This window comes from Pseudomonas psychrophila (assembly GCF_001043005.1).
Classification (GTDB): Bacteria; Pseudomonadota; Gammaproteobacteria; order Pseudomonadales; family Pseudomonadaceae; genus Aquipseudomonas; species Aquipseudomonas psychrophila.
Window position 1 is genome coordinate 603358 of record NZ_JYKZ01000002.1, and the last position, 22604, is coordinate 625961.

At 59.9% G+C, this 22604-nt stretch carries 21 protein-coding genes; 8 read left to right on the forward strand and 13 right to left on the reverse strand.

Features of this window, described 5'->3' with window-relative positions; translation table 11 throughout:
• Positions 1-3: 3 nt before the first annotated feature.
• Genes nikB through TU76_RS08935 form a run of 4 tightly spaced genes read left to right on the forward strand, consistent with a single transcriptional unit; the run spans position 4 to position 3339 of the window.
• Positions 4-945, forward strand: coding sequence for a nickel ABC transporter permease subunit NikB (gene nikB, locus TU76_RS08920; protein WP_019822398.1), 942 nt, complete (start codon positions 4-6; stop codon positions 943-945).
• The gene (gene nikC, locus TU76_RS08925) at positions 942-1787 is read left to right on the forward strand and encodes a nickel ABC transporter permease subunit NikC (protein WP_046810613.1); all 846 of its coding nucleotides are present in this window, start codon (positions 942-944) and stop codon (positions 1785-1787) included. The genes nikB and nikC overlap by 4 nt, the downstream gene beginning before the upstream one ends.
• Positions 1784-2557 carry an ATP-binding cassette domain-containing protein gene (locus tag TU76_RS08930; RefSeq protein WP_048351487.1) on the forward strand — a complete coding sequence of 258 codons (774 nt, stop codon included), beginning with the start codon at positions 1784-1786 and terminating at the stop codon, positions 2555-2557. Before nikC ends, TU76_RS08930 begins: the two co-directional genes overlap by 4 nt.
• Positions 2554-3339 carry an ATP-binding cassette domain-containing protein gene (locus TU76_RS08935; protein WP_019822391.1) on the forward strand — a complete coding sequence of 262 codons (786 nt, stop codon included), beginning with the start codon at positions 2554-2556 and terminating at the stop codon, positions 3337-3339. The genes TU76_RS08930 and TU76_RS08935 overlap by 4 nt, the downstream gene beginning before the upstream one ends.
• A 63-nt stretch (positions 3340-3402) precedes the next feature.
• On the opposite strand, the gene TU76_RS08940 is transcribed toward TU76_RS08935, so the two are convergent.
• Both TU76_RS08940 and TU76_RS08945 read right to left on the reverse strand, forming a co-directional pair.
• Positions 3403-4503: a polyamine ABC transporter substrate-binding protein gene (locus TU76_RS08940; protein WP_048351488.1), complete on the reverse strand. Its 1101-nt coding sequence runs from the start codon at positions 4501-4503 to the stop codon at positions 3403-3405.
• Between the two features lie 2 nt (positions 4504-4505).
• On the reverse strand, positions 4506-5324 hold the full coding sequence (locus TU76_RS08945) for a carbon-nitrogen hydrolase family protein (protein WP_019822387.1): 819 nt from the start codon (positions 5322-5324) through the stop codon (positions 4506-4508).
• Positions 5325-5417: 93 nt separating this feature from the next.
• Between TU76_RS08945 and TU76_RS08950 the strand changes: the two genes are divergently transcribed.
• Positions 5418-6200 (forward strand): response regulator transcription factor, encoded by a 783-nt coding sequence (locus tag TU76_RS08950; protein WP_048351489.1) that lies wholly within the window; start codon positions 5418-5420, stop codon positions 6198-6200.
• A gap of 103 nt (positions 6201-6303) precedes the next feature.
• Complete coding sequence (locus tag TU76_RS08955) at positions 6304-8043, forward strand: dipeptidase (RefSeq protein ID WP_048351490.1); 1740 nt, start codon at positions 6304-6306, stop codon at positions 8041-8043.
• 262 nt (positions 8044-8305) lie between these two features.
• Here TU76_RS08955 and TU76_RS08960 read toward each other — a convergent pair whose 3' ends face one another.
• The 11 genes from TU76_RS08960 to TU76_RS09015 form a co-directional block, all read right to left on the reverse strand.
• Positions 8306-9409 (reverse strand): DmpA family aminopeptidase, encoded by a 1104-nt coding sequence (locus tag TU76_RS08960; protein ID WP_048351491.1) that lies wholly within the window; start codon positions 9407-9409, stop codon positions 8306-8308.
• 89 nt (positions 9410-9498) lie between these two features.
• A complete protein-coding gene (locus tag TU76_RS08965; protein ID WP_019822380.1) occupies positions 9499-10599 on the reverse strand; it encodes a polyamine ABC transporter substrate-binding protein in 1101 nt (366 codons plus the stop codon).
• 371 nt (positions 10600-10970) lie between these two features.
• Entirely contained in the window at positions 10971-12395 is a 1425-nt protein-coding gene (locus TU76_RS08970; protein ID WP_048351492.1) for an FAD/NAD(P)-binding protein, read from the reverse strand.
• A 180-nt stretch (positions 12396-12575) separates the two neighbouring features.
• Positions 12576-13505, reverse strand: a complete 930-nt coding sequence (gene catA / locus TU76_RS08980) for a catechol 1,2-dioxygenase (RefSeq protein WP_048351493.1) — start codon at positions 13503-13505, stop codon at positions 12576-12578.
• 42 nt (positions 13506-13547) lie between these two features.
• The gene (gene catC, locus TU76_RS08985) at positions 13548-13838 is read right to left on the reverse strand and encodes a muconolactone Delta-isomerase (RefSeq protein ID WP_019822375.1); all 291 of its coding nucleotides are present in this window, start codon (positions 13836-13838) and stop codon (positions 13548-13550) included.
• A 106-nt stretch (positions 13839-13944) separates the two neighbouring features.
• On the reverse strand, positions 13945-15063 hold the full coding sequence (locus tag TU76_RS08990) for a muconate cycloisomerase family protein (RefSeq protein WP_019822373.1): 1119 nt from the start codon (positions 15061-15063) through the stop codon (positions 13945-13947).
• Positions 15064-15098: 35 nt separating this feature from the next.
• The gene (locus TU76_RS08995; RefSeq protein ID WP_019822371.1) at positions 15099-15860 is read right to left on the reverse strand and encodes a 1,6-dihydroxycyclohexa-2,4-diene-1-carboxylate dehydrogenase; all 762 of its coding nucleotides are present in this window, start codon (positions 15858-15860) and stop codon (positions 15099-15101) included.
• Positions 15861-15882: 22 nt separating this feature from the next.
• Complete coding sequence (benC, locus tag TU76_RS09000; protein ID WP_019822369.1) at positions 15883-16893, reverse strand: benzoate 1,2-dioxygenase electron transfer component BenC; 1011 nt, start codon at positions 16891-16893, stop codon at positions 15883-15885.
• A gap of 70 nt (positions 16894-16963) precedes the next feature.
• Complete coding sequence (gene benB / locus TU76_RS09005; RefSeq protein ID WP_048351494.1) at positions 16964-17452, reverse strand: benzoate 1,2-dioxygenase small subunit; 489 nt, start codon at positions 17450-17452, stop codon at positions 16964-16966.
• A complete protein-coding gene (gene benA / locus TU76_RS09010; RefSeq protein WP_019822365.1) occupies positions 17452-18807 on the reverse strand; it encodes a benzoate 1,2-dioxygenase large subunit in 1356 nt (451 codons plus the stop codon). Before benA ends, benB begins: the two co-directional genes overlap by 1 nt.
• Positions 18808-18993: 186 nt before the next feature.
• Positions 18994-19950, reverse strand: coding sequence for an AraC family transcriptional regulator (locus TU76_RS09015; RefSeq protein WP_019822363.1), 957 nt, complete (start codon positions 19948-19950; stop codon positions 18994-18996).
• Between the two features lie 189 nt (positions 19951-20139).
• Between TU76_RS09015 and TU76_RS09020 the strand changes: the two genes are divergently transcribed.
• Together TU76_RS09020 and TU76_RS09025 are read left to right on the forward strand one after the other, a co-directional pair.
• Positions 20140-21477, forward strand: a complete 1338-nt coding sequence (locus TU76_RS09020) for an amidohydrolase (RefSeq protein WP_048351495.1) — start codon at positions 20140-20142, stop codon at positions 21475-21477.
• A 617-nt stretch (positions 21478-22094) separates the two neighbouring features.
• Entirely contained in the window at positions 22095-22424 is a 330-nt protein-coding gene (locus TU76_RS09025; RefSeq protein ID WP_019822358.1) for a hypothetical protein, read from the forward strand.
• Positions 22425-22604: the final 180 nt, after the last annotated feature.

Consider the following 22604-nt stretch of genomic DNA (forward strand, 5'->3'; position numbering starts at 1 on the left):
ATCATGCTGCGCTATATCATCCTGCGGCTTGTGCTGCTGATCCCGGTGCTACTGGGGGTGTCGCTGATCGTCTTTGTCCTGCTGCATCTGGGCAACGGCGACCCGGCACTGGATTACCTGCGCCTGTCGCAGATCCCGCCGACCGACACCGCGCTGGCCGAGGCCCGCCACGCACTGGGCCTTGACCGCCCCCTGCCCGAGCAATACTTCACCTGGCTATGGAATGCCCTGCATCTTGATTTCGGCATTTCCTATATCACCGGGCGTCCGGTGCTCGACGACATTCTCTATTACCTGCCTGCCACCCTGCAGCTGGGCGGGCTTGCCCTGCTCACCACCCTGGTGATGAGCATTCCGCTGGGCCTGGCGGCGGCTCGCTGGAAAGGTCGCTGGCCCGATCAGGTGGTGCGTTTCATCACTTTTATCGGGGTGTCGATGCCCAACTTCTGGCTGGCATTTCTGTTGATCGCCTTGTTCTCTCTGTGGCTGGGCTGGTTGCCACCGATGGGCCGTGGTGGCCCGCAGCATCTGCTGATGCCGGTACTGGCCATTGCATTAATGTCAATGTCGATCAACGCCCGTCTGCTGCGCGCCAGCCTGCTCGACGTGCGCCAGCACCGTCATGTGTTCTACGCCCGGGCCCGCGGCCTGAATGAGAAACGGGTGTGGCGGGACCATATCCTGCGCAATGCCTGGATGCCGCTGGTAACCGCAACGGGCATGCATATCGGCGAGTTGCTGGGCGGCGCACTGGTGATCGAAACCATCTTCGCCTGGCCCGGTGTCGGGCGCTTCGCGGTCAGCGCGGTGCTCAATCGCGACTTTCCGGTGATGCAGTGCTTCACCCTGCTGCTGACCACGCTGCTGGTGGTGTGCAATCTGGTGGTGGACATCTGCTACGCCTGGCTCGATCCACGTACGCGTTTGTCGGGGGTGATGGCATGAGCGAAATAGCTGCGGCTTATACAAGCAAAAAACACGGCCTGCGCATCGGTTATGTACTGGTGGCCCTGCTGCTGGTGATGGCGTTGCTCGGCCCATGGCTGGCGCCTTATGACTCGACACTGGTGAATCTCGACGACCGTCTGCTGCCCGCCAGCGCCAGTCACTGGCTGGGTACCGACCATCTGGGTCGCGACGTACTCTCGCGCCTCATCGTCGGAACGCAACTGTCCCTGGGCAGCGTAGTACTGGTGCTTGGGCTGGTTCTGGTGCTGGGCGTGGTTATTGGCGGTATCGCGGGCATCGTCGGCGGCAAGGTCGACATGTTCCTGATGCGTCTTTGCGACATGTTCCTGACCTTCCCGACACTGGTGCTGGCGTTCTTTCTGATTGCCTTGCTGGGTACCGGCCTGACCAACGTCATCATCGCTATCGCCCTGTCCCACTGGGCCTGGTATGCGCGGATGGTGCGCGGCATGGTCCTGGCGCAGCGCAATCGCGACTATGTGCTGGCTTCGCAACTGGCCGGCGCTTCACGCCTGACCCGCCTGCGCCAGCACGTGATGCCCAACGTCGTGGGGCAACTGCTGGTCCTGGCGTCGATGGACATCGGCCATATGATGCTGCACGTCTCGGGACTGTCCTTTCTCGGTTTGGGCGTCAGCCCGCCGACGCCTGAGTGGGGGGTAATGATCAACGACGCCAAGGAGTTTATCTGGACCCAACCGCAGCTTCTGCTCTGGCCCGGCCTGATGATTTTTATCTCGGTCATGGCCTTCAACCTGCTGGGCGATGCATTGCGTGACCGGCTCGACCCAAGCGTACTGGCGGAGATCAAGGAATGAAGCACACATTGACCATTCGCGACCTGACCCTCAAACACCAGCAACGCACCCTGGTTGACCGGGTGGAACTGACCCTCAAGGCTGGCCAGGTGCATGCGCTGGTGGGCGCCAGCGGTTCCGGCAAGTCTCTGACCAGCCTGGGCATCCTCGATTTATTGCCCCCCGGTGTACACAGCAGCGGCGCAACCTTGTTGCTGGACGGCATTCCGGTTGAAGCCGCGCACCTGCGCGGCCGCGAAGTGGCGCTGGTGTTGCAAAACCCGCGCAGCGCCTTCAACCCCGTGCGCTCATTACGCCAGCACGCACTCGAAACCTTGCAGACCCGCGGCCTGGGAGGCGCAGAGGCCGAGCAACTGATCCAGACCACCTTGCACGAGGTCGGCCTGCACGATGATCAACGGGTGCTCGACTCATTCGCCTTTCAACTGAGCGGCGGCATGCTGCAACGAATGATGATTGCCCTTGCGCTGCTGGCCGACAGCCGTTTTTTGCTGGCCGACGAACCCACCAGTGATCTGGATGTAGTGGCCCAGGCCCGCTTTCTCGACCTGCTCGAGCGGCTGGTGGAACAACGCAACCTGGGCGTGCTGCTGATCACCCATGACATGGGGGTGGTCGCGCGCTGCGCCGACCGGGTGAGCGTCATGGCCAACGGGCGGATTGTCGAGCATGCCGGTGTGCATGAGCTGTTTAACGCACCGCAAAGCAAGGAAGCGCGCACGCTGCTGGCGGCGCATCACTCATTGACCCTGGAGGGCTGCGCGCCATGAGCTTTATTCAAGTACGCGACCTGAGTCACGGTTACACCGCTGGCGGTTTTTTCAGCAAACGGCATCGAGTGCACGTGCTCGACGGATTGAATCTGGACCTGGAACAAGGCCAGAGCCTTGGCCTGCTGGGGGGCAGCGGCAGCGGCAAAAGCACATTGGCGCGCCTGCTGATGGGCCTGGAAAACGCCGATCAGGGCAGCATCGTGTTCAATGGCCAGCCGCCGTTTTTGCAAAGCGTGCAGATGGTATTCCAGGACGCCCTCAGCGCCTTCAACCCCCAGCGCAGCATTGGCTGGAGCATTGCCGAGCCTCTGCGCCATCTCAGCACAATGTCTACCGAGTCGTGCAAGGCCCGGGTTGAACACCTGTTGCAGCAGGTCCAGCTGGAGGCCCGGGACATCGACAAACTCCCCGCGCAACTGAGCGGCGGCCAACTGCAGCGCGCCGGTATCGCCCGAGCCATGGCGATCGGGCCGCAACTAATTATTCTCGACGAAGCCCTGTCCAACCTTGATCGGGTGCTGCAAGTGCAAATTCTGGATTTGCTGGCACAAATACGGCGTGATTCGGGCACAGGCTTTTTGCTGATCACCCATGATTTGAGCCTGGTGCAGCGTTTTTGCCAGCGGGTGGTGGTATTGGCCGAAGGCAAGCTGGTGGAGGACATGCCCGTTACCCCGCAGATGCGCTTTACCCACCCGGCAGCACGGACCTTGCAAGAAGCAGTGCTGCCGGCAATGCCGAGGGCGAGCAAAGTCTATCGCGAGACGGCGATCCTGTAGCACTCCTGTGGGAGCGAGCAAGCCCGCTCCCACCGTGATGATGAAGCTCTGGTTTTGTGAGGCTCACGTCCCGCTTTTAACCTTGCTCCATACCCGTGTCCGTACCCGCTCAAGTTTCAGGGGCAGCGGCTCAAGCGGGAACAGCGTCTGCATGACGTCCTTGCCGGGGTAAATCTCCGGATTGTCGCGGATCTTTTCGTCTATCAGTGCCCTGGAGTCCTGATTGGCATTCGGGTATTTGAGATAGGTAGTGGTCTGCGCAATGACTTGCGGGCGCAGCATGTAATTGATAAATGCCAGGCCCTGTTCGGGGTTGGGAGCTTCCTTGAGCAGGACCATGCTTTCGACCCAGATCGGCGCGCCTTCACGGGGGATGCTGTAACGGATGTTTCGACCATTGCCGGCCACTTGGGAGGCGGTCTTGGCGTCCTGCACCCCGCCTGCCCAACCCACCACCACACACACGTTGCCATTGGCCAGGTCGGTAATGAATTTGGACGAGTCAAAATAGCGAATATATGGGCGCAACGTCAGCAGCAATGCCTCCGCTTTCTGGTAGTCCTCAGGGTTGGTGCTGTTGTAGGGCAGCCCCAGGTAATGCAGGGCGATAGGGATGATTTCGCCGGGAGCGTCCAGCATCGCCACGCCACACTGGCTGAGCTTGCTCAGGTTCTCGGGCTTGAAGATCAGGTCCCAGGAATCGACCGGCGCATCCGCCCCCAGTACGGCCCTGACCTTGTCGACGTCATAGCCCACCCCCGTGGTGCCCCACAGGTAAGGCACGGCGTAGCGATTACCCGGATCGTTACTCTGCATCTTGGCCAGGATGTCCGGGTCCAGGTGTGAGCGATTGGGCAACTGCGCAGGGTCCAGCTCCTTGAGCACCCCGGCCTTGATCAGGTTGGGCAGCAGATCCCCGGTGGCCACGACAACGTCATAGCCACTGCGCCCGGCCATCAGCTTGCTTTGCATCACATCGCTGTTATCGAACACGTCGTACATCGAGCCGATTCCAGTTTCGGCCTTAAAGTTTTTCATCGTGTCGGGGGCAATAAAGTCGTACCAGTTGTAGATGTTTACCTGCTGCTCAGCCGCAACCGCGCTCGCAAGGCTGCAACTCAACACCGCGGCCAGGGCCAGGCGCATACCGTTTTTATTTTTCATGTTCAGGCTCCGATCAACAGTTCGCGACGACCGTCTGCATGTTCGAGCTGTGTGCCCGACAACAACAAACGGCGATCCTTGAGGTAGTCGTAATCACGGCGGGCAGCCTTCAGTTGATCAAAATCCAGCGCCACCACCTGGCGATTTTCTTCGCGCCCGGCTTCAACCAGCACCCGCCCAAACGGGTCGACCGCCATACTGCCACCCGCAAACACCAGCCCGTCGTCCCCAGCCCCTACGCGGTTGACCATCACGGCGAATGCCTGGTTTTCCTGGGCGCGGGCCATGATTGCAGTGCGGTGCACAGGGCCATAGGGATCCATGTTGCCGTTGGTGACGATGATCAGTTCGGCCCCCAGTTGCGCCAGGGCCCGGCTGGTTTCCGGCAGTTCGATGTCGTAACAGATCAGCAGACCAATCCGAACGCCCTGCCACACAACGGTGGTAAAACGGTCGCCGGGGCAGAAGTCGCCACGCTCCGAGGGCCAAAGATGGGTCTTGCGGTACTGCAGCGTGATCCCCTCGGGCGTCACCAGTACCGAGGTGTTGTAGAACGTGCCCTCATGGACCTCGGCAATCCCGACCACCACACCGACACCACGCTCCCGTACGGCCTGCAGCACAGCGTGCAGAGTCGGGCCGTCCAGGGGCTCGGCCACCTGCGCCAGCTGTTGGCCGCCGACAAATCCGGTCAAGTGGGTCTCGGGAAATACCAGCAAATCCGTATCGCCAGCGCAGGTGGCGATGGCATTCAGTGTGCGCGTCAGGTTATAAGCGGTGTCGCCGTCACGGCCAGCCAGTTGCACCAATTCAATGTTCATCTCGGATCCTTGTACCCAGGGATGAGCCGAGTATGGTGCGCGGCACAGCGCCAATAAATGACTTCGATGGGGTAACACCCGGTGGGTAGTGAGATGAATCTGACGTTGCAGGATGTGGCTTGGCACGACGCAGTGGGCCGGGTGATCGAAACCCTCGACCAGTCCAACTTCTGGACGGGGCTGGTGCGTTTGCTGGGCCGTTATGTGCCCGTGGACAACTGGGTGGTGCTTGTTTACAGCGCGGGCAAGCCGCAGGTTCTGGCCGAATCCCCCGGGGAAGACGGCGGCATGGACTCGTTGTTCCAGGATTACCTCAAGGGCCTGTACCTGCTGGACCCGTTCTATATTGCCAACCGTGAATCACCGAAAAGCGGGTTGTTCCGCTTGCAGGACGTGGCTCCGGAATGCTTTGAGCAGACCGATTACTATCAGCGTTACTTTCGCCTGAACATCGTCACTGACGAAGTGCATATCAATGTGCAACTCGACAACGAACGCACCCTGAGCCTGTCACTGGGCAGCCAGTGCCGGTTCAGCCTTGAGCAGACCGCGTTGCTGGGGCTGGTGCAGCCTTGGGTGGCCGCACTGATGCGCCAGCGTCTGATCTTTGAACGCGAGCCGCGGGAGGCGCCCGAGCTGACTCCCAACTGGCAAAGCCGCCTGGAAGCCGCTACTGAACAGTTGAGTACACCCCTGACCGCGCGAGAAATGGAGGTGGGCCTGCTGCTGCTCAGCGGCTGCTCGAACAAGGAAATCGCCCGAAAACTGGCAATTTCTGCAGAGACGGTGAAGGTGCATCGCAAGCACATGTACAGCAAGCTGGGAATCAAGTCACAGTCCGAACTGTTCTCGCTGTTTTTACAGGCGCAGGAATAAAAAGCACCTACCGTTGCACTTCCTTGCAGTGTAAGTTTAGAAATGTTTTGTTTCATTCATCCCACATTTCTACCCAACTGACTGCAAAGGAATGCCCAGCACAATGGATTTTTCACTTAAGCATCTGGCCGTGGCAACCATGATGATGGCCAGCCTGTCCGCGTTCAGCAACGCTGCACACGCCGCCATCACACCGCAACAGAGCGCGGTTATTCTCAAGACATTCAGTGGCACTTCAGCCACTGATTTCAGGGAGTTCCTGAGCGGTCTGGCCAAGAGCGATCTGGCCAGGACCGACAACCTTGAGCAAACCATCAACGCCTACCTCGATAACCAGGCCCTGGCACCTGAACAACAGAACGAAATCTATCGCCTGCTGGGCCTCTACACGCGGTTGAAGTATGGCAGTGAAGCCACGCAAACCCTGCGTGAGCTGGTTGCGATCCCGACCGTCAACGTGGACGGTGTGCCCACGTACGAGAACCCTCAGTTCATCAAGATTGCCGACAAGATCAAGGGCCTTGCCCAGGCCTTCAACCTGAACTTTCGCAATGTCGACAACCGCGTTTACGAAATTACCCTGCAAGGCAGTGGCGATGAAGTCGTCGGTATTCACGCCCACGCCGACGTAGTGCCCGTGACCCCGGAAAACTGGGTGTTGAAGGACGGAACCCGACTCGATCCGTTCAAGGTCACCCTGATCGGTGATCGCATGTACGGTCGCGGCACCGAGGATGACAAAAACGGCATCGTGGTGGCCATGTACGCCATGAAAGTGATCAAGGAAGAGAAGCTGCCACTGGCGAGGAACTTCAAGCTGCTGATCGACACCACCGAGGAAACCTCCGGTGATGCCATCCCCTATTACTTCGAAAAAAACCCGGTCCCCAATTACAACCTGGCGCTGGATGGCGGCTATCCGGTAGTGATTGCCGAGAAAGGTTACGGCACCGTCATGGCCAGCTTTGCACGGCGTAACGCCGAGGGTCAGGGCGCTGAAATCATCTCGCTCACGGGCGGCATGGCAACCAACCAGATCCCTTCGACCTCGGTCGCCACCCTGATCACGGACAAGCCTGCAGAACTGGCCGCTGAATTGAATAAGGCCGGGGCGCAATACGCTAAGCGCAACGGCGGTAATTTCGAAGTGAATGCCAAGGTGGTCGGCAAGGATGTAGTGCTGACCGTCACGGGCGTGTCTGCGCACTCCTCTGAGCCCGAGTCCGGGGTGAACCCGGTGGCAAGGATGCTGGATTTCATCAGCAGCGTTGACGGCCAGATCGCCCTTAAACACAACCACATTACCGACGCGGCTCACTATGGCGCCGAGAACTGGGGGCTGGACTACGAGGGTGGCAAGTTGGGGATTGGCTTTGCCGATGCGTTCATGGGCCCGCTGACCACTTCACTGACATTTGTCGGGCTGGACGACAAGGCCCTCAAGCTTGCCGTCAACCTGCGCGTGCCCAAGGGCAAGTCCCCGCAAGAACTCAAGGCGCAAATTGCCGAGAAGCTGGATGCCTGGAGCAAAAGCAAGCACGTTCCGGTGACGTTCGACTACAGCATCGCCGAACCCATGTACCGCAACCCCGAAGGTGAATGGGTCAAGGCGCTGCTGGCCGTAGCCAGCGAAAACCTGGGCATGGAACACACCTTCGGCACCTCGGCGGGTGCTACATCGGTTCATGAACTGCCTAACGGCGTGCAATTCGGTCTGGCCATGCCCAACGTCAAATACACCGGGCATACCGACAACGAGTTCAAGACGGTCGAGCAGTTCATGCTGGACTTGCAGATCGTCACCGAGATGATGGCTCGCGTCGGGCAATTGCCCAAGCTGTAAGGGAAACGCCACAAAACCTGTGAGAGCTGGCTTGCCTGCGATGCATATGACGCGGTTTATTTGAACGATCGCGGTGATGCCATCGCGAGCAGGCTCGCTCCCACAGAATCTTCAGCACCTACAGAATCCGAGCCTTGCAGGGATTTTTGTGGGAGTGAGCCTGCTCGCGATGCAGGCGACGCGATCTGTCTGGGCTACTGCGGCGATACCATCGCGATCAAGTCGAATAGTCGCACTGCCGCTCCCACAGGTTGGATTCGAGTCAATCCGCAGGCTTCCAACCCACCTGCTGCAACGCCGCAAGCAATCGCTCAGGCTTGAGCGCCAGCACCGTGTTGCCACAGCCTGTCAGGTCATCAGCGCCGAGCATGGCATTGAGAATGGCTTCTTCCACTGCATCGGCCGCTGCCACAAACAGTGGCGAGATGTAGTCGTTATTGACCATCTGCAATGCCGTTGTCGGCTCACCCGGATGACCGAAATTGGCCGCCGGCAAGTTGTTGTTGCCCACCGCAAAGGCAATGAAGATATCGCCGCTGGAGTCCTCGGTTCCTCCCCCCACCCGCGCCAAGCCGACACTGGCACGCTGTGCAAGACGGGTGCACTGATGGGGCAACAAGGGCGCGTCGGTAGCAATGGTAATCACGATCGACCCCATGCCCGGCACGCCGACATTGACCCCGCTTTTGAAGGGCGATGGCACGTCATCCAGCACCGTGCCGACCGGGTAGCCGCCCACCCGCAAGGCTTCACGCACGCCGTAGTTGGCCTGCACCAGTGCCCCTACCGTCCAGCCCCCCTGCTCCGGGCTCAATACCCGTGATGACGTGCCGATCCCGCCCTTGAATTCGTGGCAGATCATTCCGGTACCGCCCCCGACGTTGCCCTCTGCCACAGGCCCGGACTCGGCCGCTTGCAGGGCAAGTTGCAGATGCTCGGCAGTCACGTGCTGGCCCCAGATATCGTTCAACGTTCCGTCGTAGGTCTCCAGCACCACGGGCATGCACCAGTAGGTATGTTGCTTGCCCATCTCCCGCTCGGCAGCTACCAGCGCATCGCGAACCACGCCCACACTGTGGGTGTTGGTATAGGCGATGGGCGAGGTCAGCAAACCCGCCTCGCGAATCCACTCCAGCCCCGTGGCGTCGCCATTGCCATTGAGCACATGCACACCCGCAAAACACGGCTGCAAATGGGTGGCTCCGGCCCGCGGCTCAATCACGGTGACACCGGAATGGATGGAAACCCCATCGGTTTCAACATTGAGCGTGTGATGCCCCACTCGCACACCCGGTACGTCGGTGATGGCGTTGTACACGCCCGGGGTACCTGAACCGATAGTGATGCCAAGCTCTCGGATACGCATGGTGCTGTTCTCGTCATTCGATTAAGTGCCCCCAGTTTAGGAACCCGGCAGGCACTTGACGATAACCCCCATTCACTACCCCTGAGGGGTTACTTGTCCGACTTGATGCTGGTCCAGACCCGGGTGCGCACCCGTTCCATTTTTTGCGGCAGCGGTTGCACCACATACAGAGACTTCAACGCCTCGCTGGTCGGGGTCAGGTTCGGGTTGCCAGTGATGTCCTTGTTGATCAGCCCCAGCGAGTCCTTGTTGGCATTGGGATAACCAAGAAAGTCGCTGATCCCGGCGATAACCTTGGGCTCCAGCAGGTTATTGAGAAACTCGTGGGCTTCTTCGACATTTTTCGCGCTTTTAGGGATGGCGAAGGTGTCAAACCAGATCGGCGCGCCCTCTTTGGGCAAGCGCCAGTCGACCACTACACCGTTACCCGACTCTTTGGCGCGATTGCCGAACTGGTAGAAGCTCCCTGAATAACCGATGGCCACGCAGATGTCGCCATTGGCGATATCAGTCATGTACTTGGCCGAGTTGAAGTAGGTCACGTAGGGACGGATCTTGAGCATCAGCTCCTTGGCTTTTTCATAATCGGCTGGATTCTGGCTGTTGGGGTCCAGGCCCAGATAGTGCAGCGCCAGCGGCAGGATTTCCGACGGTGAATCGAGCATGGCCACGCCGCAGGATTTCAGCTTGGCCATATTCTCGGGCTTGAACACCAGATCCCAGCTGTCCACCGGGGCATTTTCGCCCAGCGCGGCCTTGACCTTGGCCGGGTTAAAGCCGATCAGCACCGTGCCGTACATGTAAGGCACTGCGTACTGGTTGCCGGGGTCGTTGGTGTCCAGCAACTTGAGCAGGGCCGGGTCCTGATGCTGCCAGTTGGGCAGTTTGGACTTGTCCAGTTTCTGAAATACGCCAGCTTTGATCTGGGTATCGAGGAACTGGTTGGACGGCACCACCAGGTCATACCCCGAGTTGCCTGTCAGCAGTTTGGCTTCAAGGGCTTCGTTGGTGTCGAAAGAGTCCCAGGTCACCTTGATGCCCGTCTGTTTGGCGAAGTCCTTGGGTACGGACGGCAAGATATAGTCCGCCCAGTTGTAAACCCGCAACTCGCGCTGCTCGGCATGTACGCCGCCGGCCAGCAGCGTCAGCCCGCAAACAGTGGCGCCCAGTAAGCATTTCAGAGTGTCCATGGATCAGTTCCCCAGGTTCGGCGTGAGATCGATAGTTGTTATGTTCTGTACACGGCAGAGGCCTGCAGAAGGCCGAGGGTAATGACGAAAGGATTTGTTGTTATTTGAGTGGTGGGGTTGATTCTTGCCGACAGCCAGAACCGATCACAGAGGGAGGCAGGCCAAAAGGGGATTTATATGGCCATTGTGCGTGTCCGATTCTATGTCCGGGACGCAGATTCAGGGGCTAACACTAGATCTGTAGGGGCTTGCTTGCCTGCGATGCTGACGACGCGGTCTTTGCGCCGTACCGGGTAGATGCCATCGCGAGCAAGCCCGCTCCCACAGGGATTTGTGCCAGACAGCGGATGCAGCCGACGCGGTCTGTCAGGTCAAAACTCTACAGCCAACCGATTGGCCAATGCCTTGGCTTGTAGTGCAACGTCCGTCACCGCAGTGCTTTCCCACCACATGCCACGCAACGGCGGGCCCATCGCAAACAGCTTTTGTCCCGGCTCGCCGTCGGCATTCAAAACCGCTCCGCCCGCGTCAGCGGCAATGCCCAGCCCCAGGTTGCCGGGCCGTATCAACCCGCGCTGCAGCAGTTGCCGGGGCAAGGCTTTATCCACCCGGCGCCAGTCATACTCAATGCCGGTGGAGTTGATCAGCCCATCCCCTTCTACCCACACCGCTTCAGTTTGCCCACGGTAACGCAGACGAATTCGAAGGCCGGCACTGTCTACACCTTGCATGGACGCGGCACGCACCGTCAGCCGACCTTCCTTGAGCAACCGCTCCAGCAAGGCATTGCCCTGGGGCGGCGAGCGATGGTGATGGCTTTCCCACCAGGGCCGCACATGACGCACAAACTGTCGGCGCTGTGCGTCGCTGGCCTGGCTCCACAGCCGGGCGATATGCACCCGCACAGTGTCCAGCGGCGCCTGCCAGTCGATGCCCTGCTCCAGGGCCAGCGCACATTGGCGACGCAGTTCGCGCAGCAGTTGCAAGGGGCTGCGGAGATCCGGCGCCAGGGACAAAAAATCCTCCCAGGCTGGCGGCTGGCGGCGTACATGGGGCAGTAGTCCGTGACGCGAATAGACCTCAATAGGCCCGCGATGCCCGGCCTGACTCAAGGACTCCAGGGCATCAACCATGGTCAGCCCCGAGCCGATGATCAGCACCCGGGCATCCGTGGGCAGCGCTCGTAGTGCGTCGACATTCCAGGGGTCCAGTGCTGCTGCGTTAAGGCCGCTGGACTCGCGCTGGGCAGTTCGGGCCGCCGGGAACATGCCCGTGGCCAGTACGGCCGCAGCGGCCTGCCACTGGGCACCGTCCTTGAGCGTTGCCCTCACCCCCTGTTGGAGGGTTTGCAGGTCGATCACTTCATCACGCACATGGATCAGGCTTGAGCCATTGGCCTGACCGATGATCAGTGCTTGCGCCAGGCGCTGCTGGGTATACAAACCAAACAGCCCCCGGGGCGGGAATAATTCACTGACCGGCACATCCTGGGTACCGGACTCGGGCCAGCCGCCCTCATCAAGATGGGCCTGCAGCCAGCGTGTCAGGTCATCGGCATCGTCCGGTTCGATACTCATGCGCGCCGCATTACCGTTCAGGGTATGCCCCAGTTCGGTGGCGCTATAGGCTTCGCCCCGGCCCAGTTCGGGCCTGGGCTCCACCAGCACGATGCGCCGGGCGCCGGGTAAACGCAGCAGTTGCATGGCTAACAAGGTGCCGCTCAGGCCACCTCCGACAATCAAAACATCGGCCTCACGGATGGCAGGAGTTGCCTGTCCGGTTTGCGGCTCACTCATGGTTACTCACTCATTCTTGGATTTATTAAGCGCTGAACGCAGGATCGATCGCCAATCCTGCGTTCAGCTCCCCCGCTGTGTCCAGCACCGGGGTTCAGGCCCGTTGTTTTTCCTGGGCGCGATTAAGCTCTCCCAGGTTGCGGTAGCCAGGCCAATGAGCTTTTACCAACTGTTGCTGGGCTAGCAGCTCTCCTGCAACGCCCGCGGGCGATGGCTGCGCAACTCGGCTGCGGGGGCGGCGGCCTGCTGCAGCTGGAAGTCGAATGCAAGCTCGGCATAGCGCCCCGTCACATCACGGGCGCCATCGTCGCGAAACTGCACCTCGCCGACCAGACCTTCACGGGTGGCATAGGCAAAGTCATCCCACAGGTACTTTTCGCCCGACAGGTTGATCTGCGTGGTCAGATGCCGGTGGCCAGGGGCCGAGATAAAGAAGTGCACATGGGCCGGACGCTGGCCGTGGCGCCCCAGCAGATCCAGGCATTCCTGGGTCGGCCCCTGTGGATCGCAGCCGTAGCCCGATGGCACGATACTGCGGGCGCGATAGCGACCTTCGGCATCGGTAATGATGCGCCGACGCAGGTTGTACTCAGACTGGCTCTGGTCGAAAAACGAATAGGTGCCCTTGGTGTTGGCGTGCCACAGGTCGACCGTGGCGCCAGCCAGCGGCTTGCCCTGAGTGTCGAACACCTGACCTTCAAGGAACATCACGGTGGCAACACCCTCTTCACTGCCGTCGTCCATCCGTGCGTGCCCTGCGGACAGCGGCGCACCGGCCACGTACAGCGGGCCTTCGATGGTACGCGGAGTGCCGCCGACCTGACCGGCCTGCTCATCCTTGGCGTCCTGCAACAGGTCGATAAAGTGCTCGATGCCCAGGCCTGCTACCAACAGACCGGCTTCCGAGCGGCCGCCCAGACGGTTGAGGTAGTCCACGGACTTCCAGAATTCGTCCTCGGTGATTTCAAGGTCTTCGATGATTTTTGCGCTGTCCTGCAGCACACGCAAAATGATGCTTTTGAGGCGCGGGCTGCCATTGTCGCTGCCAAAGCCGGCGGCTTCTTTAAAGAAGCTCTGGATACCGTCAGTGTGGGAAATTTTCACGGTCATGGGGCTCACCTTATCTTGTTCTTGTGCGAGGGAATGAAAGGGTTAGCGGTCGTCGTCATGGATCGAGGACGGGTGGCGGCACAGCCCTTCGATCTCGATATCCATGTACGGAAAAAGCGGCAATTGCAGCAGGGTGTCGTGCAATGCCTCGACGCTGGCCACGTCGAATACGCTGTAGTTGGCGTAATGCCCGGCAATGCGCCACAGGTGGCGCCACGTGCCTTCCTGTTGCAGGCGCTGGGCCAGTTCCTTTTCGTCGGCCTTAAGCTTCGCAGCCTTGGTCGGGTCCATGTCCAGCGGCAGGTTTACGGTCATTTTTACGTGGAAAAGCATGGGGTTCTCCTTGAAGAAATAGGGGAAGAGGCTGTGGGAGCGGGCTTGCTCGCGAAGACGTCGAGGCGCCTGCATCGCGAGCAGGCTCGCTCCCACAAGGTTTGGTTCAGCGGCTGAAGCGCGCCAGGCGCTCTTCGTCCAGCGTCAAGCCCAGGCCCGGGGTACGCGGGATGTGCAGTTCAAAATCGCGGTACTGAGGTGCCTCGGTCACGATGTCTTCGGTCAACAACAGTGGCCCGAACAGCTCGGTGCCCCAGGTCAGTTGCTTGAGGGTGAGGAACGCATGGGCCGAGGCCAGCGTGCCTACCGAGCCTTCAAGCATGGTGCCGCCGTACAGCGCGATCCCCGCTGCCTCGGCAATCTGCGCAGTACGCAGCACGGCGCGTGGGCCGCCGTTTTTGGCGATCTTGAGGGCGAATACGCTGGCCGCGCCGTCAGCCGCGAGGCTGAAGGCGTCCTCGACACTTTCGATGGATTCGTCGGCCATGATCGGCGCCGGACTGCGCTGGTTCAGGCGCACCTGGCCCGAGCGGTTGACCCGTGAAATCGGCTGTTCAATCAGGTCGATACCGTTGTCACCCAGCACCTGACAGCCCCGAATGGCCTGGGACTCGTCCCAGTACTGGTTGACGTCGACGCGCACGCTGGCCCGGTCGCCCAAGGCCTTTTTAATGGCGAGCACATGCTTGAGGTCCTGCTCCAGCGGGTTGGCCCCAATCTTCAGTTTGAAGATCCGGTGACGGCGCACATCCAGCATCTGCTCGGCTTCGGCGATATCGCGGGCGGTGTCGCCACTGGCCAGGGTCCAGGCCACTTCCAGGCTGTCACGTACCCGACCGCCCAGCAGCTCGCTGACCGGCAGCCCCAGGCGCTTGCCCTGAGCGTCCAGCAACGCGCTTTCGATCCCGGACTTGGCAAACGTATTGCCTTTGGCAATCTTGTCCAGGGTCTGCATGGCGGCATTGATATTGTCCGCAGGCTTGCCCACCAGCATTGGCGCCAGGTGCGCATCAATGTTGGCCTTGATGCTTTCCGGGCTCTCGTACCCGTAGGCCAGGCCACCGATGGTGGTGGCTTCGCCGATGCCTTCGATACCGTCACTGCAACGCAGGCGCAGGATCACCAGGGTCTGCTTGCGCATGGTATGCATCGCCAGCGTGTGCGGGCGGATGGTGGGCAGGTCGACGATCAGGGTCGTCAGGCTTTCAATCAGGACTTGGTTCATTTGAGTGTTCCCGTCAGGTACTTGATACCGGCCCTTCAGCCGAGGTCGCCGCCGCCGACCGGCAGGGTTACGCCGGTGATATAGGAGGCTTCGTCGCTGGCCAGAAACAGGATCGCGCCGACCTGTTCATCGAGGCTGGCGTAGCGTTTCATCAGGCTGCTGTCCAGGGTCTGGTCGACGATTTGCTGGTACCAGACTTTCTCGTCCGGGGTTTGCTCGGCGTCATTGCGCGCAATCCGGCGCGGCGGTGCCTCGGTACCGCCCGGTGCGGTGGCGTTGACCCGAATGCCGCGCTCGGCGTTCTCGAACGCCAGGCAGGCGGTCAGTGCATTCACCCCGCCCTTGGCCGCGCCGTAAGGCACGCGGTTGACACTGCGGGTGGCGATTGAAGACACGTTCACGATCGCGCCATGGCCCTGTTCCAGCATGTAGGGCAGCGCCGCATGGCAGCACCACAGGGTGGGGAACAGCGAACGGCGTACTTCGGCCTCGATTTCTTCGACCTGGTAGTGCTCGAACGGCTTGGCCCAAATGGTGCCGCCCACGTTATTGATCAGAATGTCGAGACGGCCGAAGGTTTTTACCGCCTCAGCCATCACCCGAGCGCAGTCGGTGTATTGCTCAAGGTCGGCTGTCAGAGTCAGCACGCCCTCGCCCTGCAGCTCGAACACCAGCTCGGAGCGGTCCACCGCGATGACCCGTGCGCCTTCAGCCAGCAAGCGTTCACACACACGGCGGCCGATGCCTTGGGCAGCGCCGGTGACCAGCGCGACCTTATTGTCGAATCTGTTGTTCATGGCAACCTCGTATAAAAAGGAATCAAGCGGCAGCGGCGAATTTTTCGTAATAGAAATTGGCCGGTGTAATGCCTTGTTCGCGGATATAGAGGTTGACCGCCTCAACCATCGGCGGCGGGCCGCACAGGTATACGTCGACATCGCCCTGGTTCAGGTGGCATGGCTCGATATGCTGGGTGACGTAGCCCTTGAGCGGGTGCTGGCTCTGCGGGTTGGCCACGCAGGCACTGAAGCTGAAGTTGGCAATGCGGGCGCTCAAGGCCTGCAGCCGATCCAGTTCAACCAGATCAAAGTCGTTGCTCACGCCATAGATCAGATGCACAGGGTGCGGGCTGCCCTGCTCGGCGATTTTTTCCAGCATTGCGGTAAACGGTGCCAACCCCGTGCCTCCGGCCAGCAGCAACAGCGGGCGCTGGATCTGGCGCAGATAGAAGCTGCCCAGCGGCCCGGCCAGGGTCATGCTGTCACCTGCCTTGGCAATGCCGGTCAAGAAGGTGCTCATCAAACCGCCCGGCACATTGCGAATCAGAAAGCTGACCTCGCCATCCTTTTGCAGCGTGCTGAAGGAGTAAGCCCGCGACTGATCGCTGCCCGGTACGTTCAAGTTGACGTACTGACCCGGCAAGAAAGCCAGGCTGCTCAGAGACTCGCCCTTGATCGACAACGCGATCGTGCTCTCGGACAGCTGGCGCACATCACTGATGCTGGCTTCAAAACTGGCCTGCTGGGTCTTGCACACCGTCGAAGATGCGGGCACACGCAATACGCAGTCGCTGGCGGCACGCATCTGACAGGTCAGCACGTAGCCCTGCTCAACTTCATCTTCGCTCAGCGCGTCTTCGATGTATTCGTCGCCCAGCTCGTAGGTTCCGGCTTCGGCAAAGCACTTGCAGGTACCGCAGGCACCGTCTCGGCAGTCCAGCGGGATATTGATGCCCTGGCGGTAAGCCGCGTCGGCGACGGTTTCGTGGCTGTTGGCTTCGATAAAACGGGTAACGCCGTCTTCGAAATTGAGCGCAATTTGAAAGCTCATAATGTACCTCGCAGGCAATGCCGGGCCCCAGGTGCCCGCAGGCACCTTCAAGCACGCATCACAGCGTTGATCAGATGTGGTAGATGTCGATGACCTGACGCACGTAGTCGTTCTTGAGCACTACTTTTTTGGCCTTGATCAGCGGCTGGGCGCCGCGCAGGTCGAGGGTGTAAAAGCTGGTGCCGAAGTAGCTGTCGGTGGTCTTGTAGCGAAAGCTCAGGGTGTGCCAGTTGAAACGCACATGGCACAGCCCGTCGGCCTCGTCGACGATCTCGATATTGCTCAGATTGTGCGAGGTGCGGGTGTCGGGCATGGTCGCACTGGAGCGCTCGGTCTTGATCCGGAACACCCGGTCTTCCAGGCCGCCACGGCTGCCGTACCAGATCAGCGAAATTTCGCTTTGCGGGTCTTCGGTCAGGGTGTCGTTGTCGTCCCAGCACGGCATCCAGAAGCTCGCATCGGCGGCGTACAGTTCCAGCCATTGATCCCACTGGCCGTCGTCCAGGTAACGCGCTTCGCGATACAGAAATTCGCACACCATTCCATAGAGGCTATTCATTACACGGCCTCCAGAGGAATCAGCTCAGGCTCGCACGCCGTGGCCTTGAGCATGGTTTCCTGCCAGTACTTGTGTTGCAGCACAAACAGGCCTTCGTCTTCGGTACGAACACCGGACAGCAGGGGCTTGAGGTCGATTTCTTCGGCGCCGGCATCGGCACCTTCGATCCAGTGCTCGGCGCCGCGTGACATATCGTTCCAGCCACGACCCGCGCCGTAGCCGGTCTGGCAGGAGCGGAACTCTTCCAGGTCATCCGGGGTGGCCATGCCGCTGACGTTGAAAAAGTCTTCGTACTGGCGAATACGTTTGGTGCGCGCCTCGCTGCTCTCGCCCTTGGGCGCGATGCAGTAAATGGTGATCTCGGTCTTGTCGACGGAAATGGGCCGGGCGATGCGGATTTGCGAACTGAACTGATCCATCAGGTAGACGTTGGGATACAGGCACAGGTTGCGCGAGTTTTCGATCATCCAGTCGGCGCGGGCCTGGCCGAAGTCGCGGGACAGTTCGTCGCGGCGCTCGTAGGCCGGGCGATCCTCGGGGTTGGCCCAGCGGGTCCAGAGCAGCAAATGGCCGTGGTCGAAAGAATAGAAACCGCCACCGCTCTTGGCCCAGCTACCGGCGCTCATGGTTTTGATTTCTTCGCCGGCTTCACGCAGGGTGCGCTGGTTTTGCGTGGCAGCGTAGTTCCAGTGCACAGAACTGACGTGGTAGCCATCGGCGCCGTTTTCGGCGGCGAGCTTCCAGTTACCTTCGTAGATATAGGAACTGGCGCCGCGCAGTACTTCCAGGCCATCGGCGGACTGGTCGACGATCATGTCGATGATCTTGGCCGACTCACCCAGGTGTTCGGCCAGGGATTTGACGTCGGGATTGAGGCTGCCAAACAAAAAGCCGCGATAGGACTCGAAACGGGCAACTTTGGTCAGGTCGTGGGAGCCTTCGCAATTGAAACCTTCGGGGTAGCCGGCCGCGCTCGGGTCCTTGACCTTGAGCAGCTTGCCGCTGTTGTTGAAGGTCCAGCCGTGGAACGGGCAGGTGTAGCTGGCACGATTGCCGGTCTTGTGCCGGCACAGCATGGCGCCGCGATGGCTGCAGGCGTTGAGAAAAGCATTGAGCTCACCGGCCTTGTTGCGCGCGATAAAAATCGGCTGGCGCCCCATGGTGGTGGTCAGGAAGTCGTTAATGTTGGGGATCTGGCTCTCGTGGGCAAGGTAGATCCAGTTGCCCTCGAAGATGTGGGTCATTTCGACTTCGAAGAGATCAGGGTCGGTGAACATCTCGCGCTTGCAGCGGTAGATGCCCTTCTCCTTGTCGTCTTCAAGCATGGCATTCAAGTAATCGATTCCCAGGGACATGGCCGGGGCCTCCGTTGTTATTATCCAGGCCCGGTCAGGTTAGAGCGTCGATTCAAGGAGCAATATCCGTTTACTGCGGATCGCTATCCGATTACTGCGCAAAGGGGATGTTTCAATCGTGGGAGCGAGCCTGCTCGCGAAGCGCATTCGCGAGCAGGCTTGCTCCCACAGTGGGGAGGGGGTATTTCAATGCCGGCGCTTGAAGGTGCTCGAAGGCAGCTCGCCGAACTGCAAACGGTAGCTTTCGGAAAAACGCCCCAAATGTAGAAAACCGTAATCGAGTGCCAGTTCGGTGAGGCTGCGGACCCTGCAACTCGGGTCGCTCAGGCAGGCGTGGATACGCTCAAGCTTGCGTTGGCGGATGTACTGCAAGGGGGTGACGCCCAACTGGCGTTCGAACAGGGTGTACAGCGAGCGCGGACTCATGCGCGCCTGCGCAGCCAGGTCCTCAGCACTGAGCTCCTGCTTCAGGTTGCGTTCGATGTAATCGAGGATGCGCTCGATGCTGGCATTGGGTGAAGTCAGGGATTCACGGGTGATGTTGGTCTGCATCAGCGTCAGCAACTTGCTGCCGACAATCTGGGTGTAGTGCTCTTGTACCCGCAGTAACGGGTCACTGGCCTCCGACTCCAGGCACACCATCCCCAGCAAGCCGAGAAACCCTTCCAGCTCATCGAGCCGGTAGTGATTGCGCATGAAGCGCACACCGCCCGCAGGTCGTCCCCAACGCTGCTCGTCGCAAATGGATTCGAGCACGTTGACCGGTAATTTCAGGATGAATTTTTCACAGTCCTGGGAGTACGTCAGGTCGACCGGGTCGTCGGGATTGATCAGCAACAATTCCCCCGGTACCAGATGGTGTTCACGGGTCGGACCACGCCACAGGCAATTGCCGCTCAGCAGCACCTGCAGGTGAAAGATGGTCTCCAGCGCAGGCGAAGTCACGCGAACACTCCCGCCATAACTGATGCGACACAGATCAAGTTCGGCGAATTTTCGGTGATTGAGGCTCGCCAGTGGTCGTGTGGTTCTGGAGAGACCAATACAGTGCTGGCCAACATGCTGGTTCACATAATCGGAAACGGCATGTGGGTCTGCATGTCTGAACACACTACTGCGCTCACTCAGCAGGTGGCTATCCATCGGCAAGGTACTCGGTGTTGTCATTTTTATGGGTGTCACGTACGCCAGAGTAGGCACGGTCATGATTGCAGATCAATTGGACCCTTGACTAATGTTCGATAATCGAACGGTTTTAGCCGACCGGCTGAGCCACTTCGGTTGACGACGACATAACCTGTGCGGCTTAGACCAACAATATAGAGAAGATCAATGTTACCCCGCCTAAGCCCTGCCCCTTTGTACCTCGCGCTGGTCAGCGCACTGACTGCCACCGCCAGCCAGGCCGCTGACCTGAGCTGGGTCGATCCCGCCGTCGCCTCGGTCAACTCACAGGTTATTTCGCTGCGCCATACCATTCACCAGAACCCGGAGATGGGCAATCAGGAGTTCAAGACCGCTGCATTGGTCGCTGAACAGCTCAAGAGCCTGGGTCTGGAGGTGCGCACCCAAGTGGGTAAAACGGGGGTGGTGGCCGTGCTCAAGGGCGCACTGCCCGGCCCGGTCATGGCCCTGCGCGCGGACATGGACGCGTTGCCGGTCAAGGAGATGACCGGCCTGCCGTACGCCAGCAAAGCCACCGGTACGCGTCTGGGCAAGACCGTGCCGGTCATGCACGCCTGCGGCCATGACACTCACACCGCCATGCTGCTGGGCGCCGCCAGGGTGCTGGCCGAACACCGCGATCAGGTCGCGGGCACGGTGGTCTTTGTGTTCCAGCCCGCAGAAGAAGGCGCGGCGGACGTTGACGAGTTCGAGTCAGATACCTTGATTGGCGCCCAGGCAATGATTCGCGACGGCGCACTGGACTCGCCCAAGGTCGAAGCCATCTTCGGCGTTCACGTCATGGCGGGTTATCCCACCGGACACCTGTATTACAAGGCAGGCACCGTACTCAACAGCAGCGACGGCTTTCGCATCATCGTCAAGGGCAAGCAGACTCACGGCTCAGCACCCTGGAGCGGCGTTGATCCCGTGGTGGCCAGTGCAGGCATCATCAACGGCCTGCAGACCCTGGTCAGCCGGCGCGCCGACCTCACCCAGGGGATGGGCGTGATCAGCGTCGGCACTGTCAATGCAGGTTCGGCGGCCAACATCATTCCCGAAACCGTGGAAATGACCGGCACCATCCGCAGTAACAGCGCTGCGGTGCGCGACACCCTGCTGCAAAAAATGCCGCCACTGGTACAAGGCATCGCCAGCGCCTATGAGACCGAAGCCAACCTGCTGCTGGTCAACCATGCACCGGTCACTACCAACAATCCGCAACTGACGGCCGCCATGATCCCGGCACTCGAACTGGCAGCCCCGGGCAAGGTGCAACGGCTGGAGGCATCCCTGTCCCCAAGCGAGGACTTCTCGTATTACGCCGAAAAAGTGCCAGGTTTGTTCGTCTTTTTGGGGGCCACGCCTGAAGGACAGGACATGAGCAAAGTGCCGAATAACCATAGCCCCTACTTCACCGCCGACGACGCGACCCTGGCTACGGGTGTGAAGGCGCATGTGCAGTTTGTAATGAATTATCCGGGCCGGGATCGCAGCAGCCTCTAACCCCCCGCTAGATCTCTGACTGACCGCACTGATCGGGCCGACTCCCACCGCACCTCGTCGGGAGTCAGGCCGCATGTGCCCGCGCCTGCGGGCTCCTTGTGATCCAGACACTCCGCCACCGCGCCATGCTCGCCCGAACCCGAAAGTGCCTGAGGGGATGACCGGCATACTGAAAACCGACCTGCCAGTCACATATGTAGTGCGCAAAAATAATCACTACATATGTATTGACGACACGATTTTCCCCCAGCATTATGCAGACGTCTTCCCCACCGGAAGCGCTGGAAAGGGTTGTTGCAAGCATGTCCGACGAGCTGTCGGGCTGTTCCGGGATAGGTACTGCCCACAAGGCAGAATTGATGAAGCTGACCTGGCTTGATCGTCCGCGTCAAAGACGACAGAGGGGCTTCAAGAAGCTTGTGGTTGATGCGTCATGTCACCCTGGCATCCTGGTTTACGCTGCTCTCCCTCGCTTTACGCTCTTTATGTAGTGTTATGTTTTACGACTACATATGACGAACTCAAGACAGATCTGCTTTAGATGGACACTACGTAGCGCTGCAAATGCAGTTGCGCGAATCAATTAGACAGATCAACGAGTGGTCAAGGAGTTAGCTATGAACCTGAATAACCAACCGACTGTTAATGAGCTGGCTCGACTCTTCGCCGCCCAGAAAGACACGCTGAACGACCACATTCTGTGGATCAGTGACGCCGGTGATGTTCGTATCGATGCAGTGACTTCGTGCAAGGAAGAAACCAGTTTCGAGGAGGACCGTCCACAGATGCGAGCCCACCTCAAAATGTACCGCCGTGGCCAAGGCTACGTGGGCAAGAAGGCTGCCGCCGATAACGACTACATGGCGCGTGTCCTGCAAACCTTGACCCTGACTTGGGAAAAGGCTCAAACCGAGCCAGCACTGGTCAAAGTTAACAGCTACAGCTGATAACCTGCTGCTGTAACAAAAAGCCCCGGACAATCTCCGGGGCTTTTATGTTTCTGGCACATCGGTGGTTAGCTTCAGCGTCCCATTGTGGGAGCGGGCTTGCTCGCGATGGCATCGCCCCGACCTGTCTGCCAGACCGCATCGTCAACATCACAGGCAAGCCAGTTCCCACAGAATGGG

Bases quoted from the DNA above. Each gene is read 5' to 3' on its own strand.
- nikB (WP_019822398.1), top strand. From the start codon at position 4: ATGCTGCGCTATATCATCCTGCGGCTTGTGCTGCTGATCCCGGTGCTA.
- nikC (WP_046810613.1), top strand. From the start codon at position 942: ATGAGCGAAATAGCTGCGGCTTATACAAGCAAAAAACACGGCCTGCGC.
- TU76_RS08930 (WP_048351487.1), top strand. From the start codon at position 1,784: ATGAAGCACACATTGACCATTCGCGACCTGACCCTCAAACACCAGCAA.
- TU76_RS08935 (WP_019822391.1), top strand. From the start codon at position 2,554: ATGAGCTTTATTCAAGTACGCGACCTGAGTCACGGTTACACCGCTGGC.
- TU76_RS08940 (WP_048351488.1), bottom strand. From the start codon at position 4,503: ATGAAAAATAAAAACGGTATGCGCCTGGCCCTGGCCGCGGTGTTGAGT.
- TU76_RS08945 (WP_019822387.1), bottom strand. From the start codon at position 5,324: ATGAACATTGAATTGGTGCAACTGGCTGGCCGTGACGGCGACACCGCT.
- TU76_RS08950 (WP_048351489.1), top strand. From the start codon at position 5,418: ATGAATCTGACGTTGCAGGATGTGGCTTGGCACGACGCAGTGGGCCGG.
- TU76_RS08955 (WP_048351490.1), top strand. From the start codon at position 6,304: ATGGATTTTTCACTTAAGCATCTGGCCGTGGCAACCATGATGATGGCC.
- TU76_RS08960 (WP_048351491.1), bottom strand. From the start codon at position 9,409: ATGCGTATCCGAGAGCTTGGCATCACTATCGGTTCAGGTACCCCGGGC.
- TU76_RS08965 (WP_019822380.1), bottom strand. From the start codon at position 10,599: ATGGACACTCTGAAATGCTTACTGGGCGCCACTGTTTGCGGGCTGACG.
- TU76_RS08970 (WP_048351492.1), bottom strand. From the start codon at position 12,395: ATGAGTGAGCCGCAAACCGGACAGGCAACTCCTGCCATCCGTGAGGCC.
- catA (WP_048351493.1), bottom strand. From the start codon at position 13,505: ATGACCGTGAAAATTTCCCACACTGACGGTATCCAGAGCTTCTTTAAA.
- catC (WP_019822375.1), bottom strand. From the start codon at position 13,838: ATGCTTTTCCACGTAAAAATGACCGTAAACCTGCCGCTGGACATGGAC.
- TU76_RS08990 (WP_019822373.1), bottom strand. From the start codon at position 15,063: ATGAACCAAGTCCTGATTGAAAGCCTGACGACCCTGATCGTCGACCTG.
- TU76_RS08995 (WP_019822371.1), bottom strand. From the start codon at position 15,860: ATGAACAACAGATTCGACAATAAGGTCGCGCTGGTCACCGGCGCTGCC.
- benC (WP_019822369.1), bottom strand. From the start codon at position 16,893: ATGAGCTTTCAAATTGCGCTCAATTTCGAAGACGGCGTTACCCGTTTT.
- benB (WP_048351494.1), bottom strand. From the start codon at position 17,452: ATGAATAGCCTCTATGGAATGGTGTGCGAATTTCTGTATCGCGAAGCG.
- benA (WP_019822365.1), bottom strand. From the start codon at position 18,807: ATGTCCCTGGGAATCGATTACTTGAATGCCATGCTTGAAGACGACAAG.
- TU76_RS09015 (WP_019822363.1), bottom strand. From the start codon at position 19,950: ATGGATAGCCACCTGCTGAGTGAGCGCAGTAGTGTGTTCAGACATGCA.
- TU76_RS09020 (WP_048351495.1), top strand. From the start codon at position 20,140: ATGTTACCCCGCCTAAGCCCTGCCCCTTTGTACCTCGCGCTGGTCAGC.
- TU76_RS09025 (WP_019822358.1), top strand. From the start codon at position 22,095: ATGAACCTGAATAACCAACCGACTGTTAATGAGCTGGCTCGACTCTTC.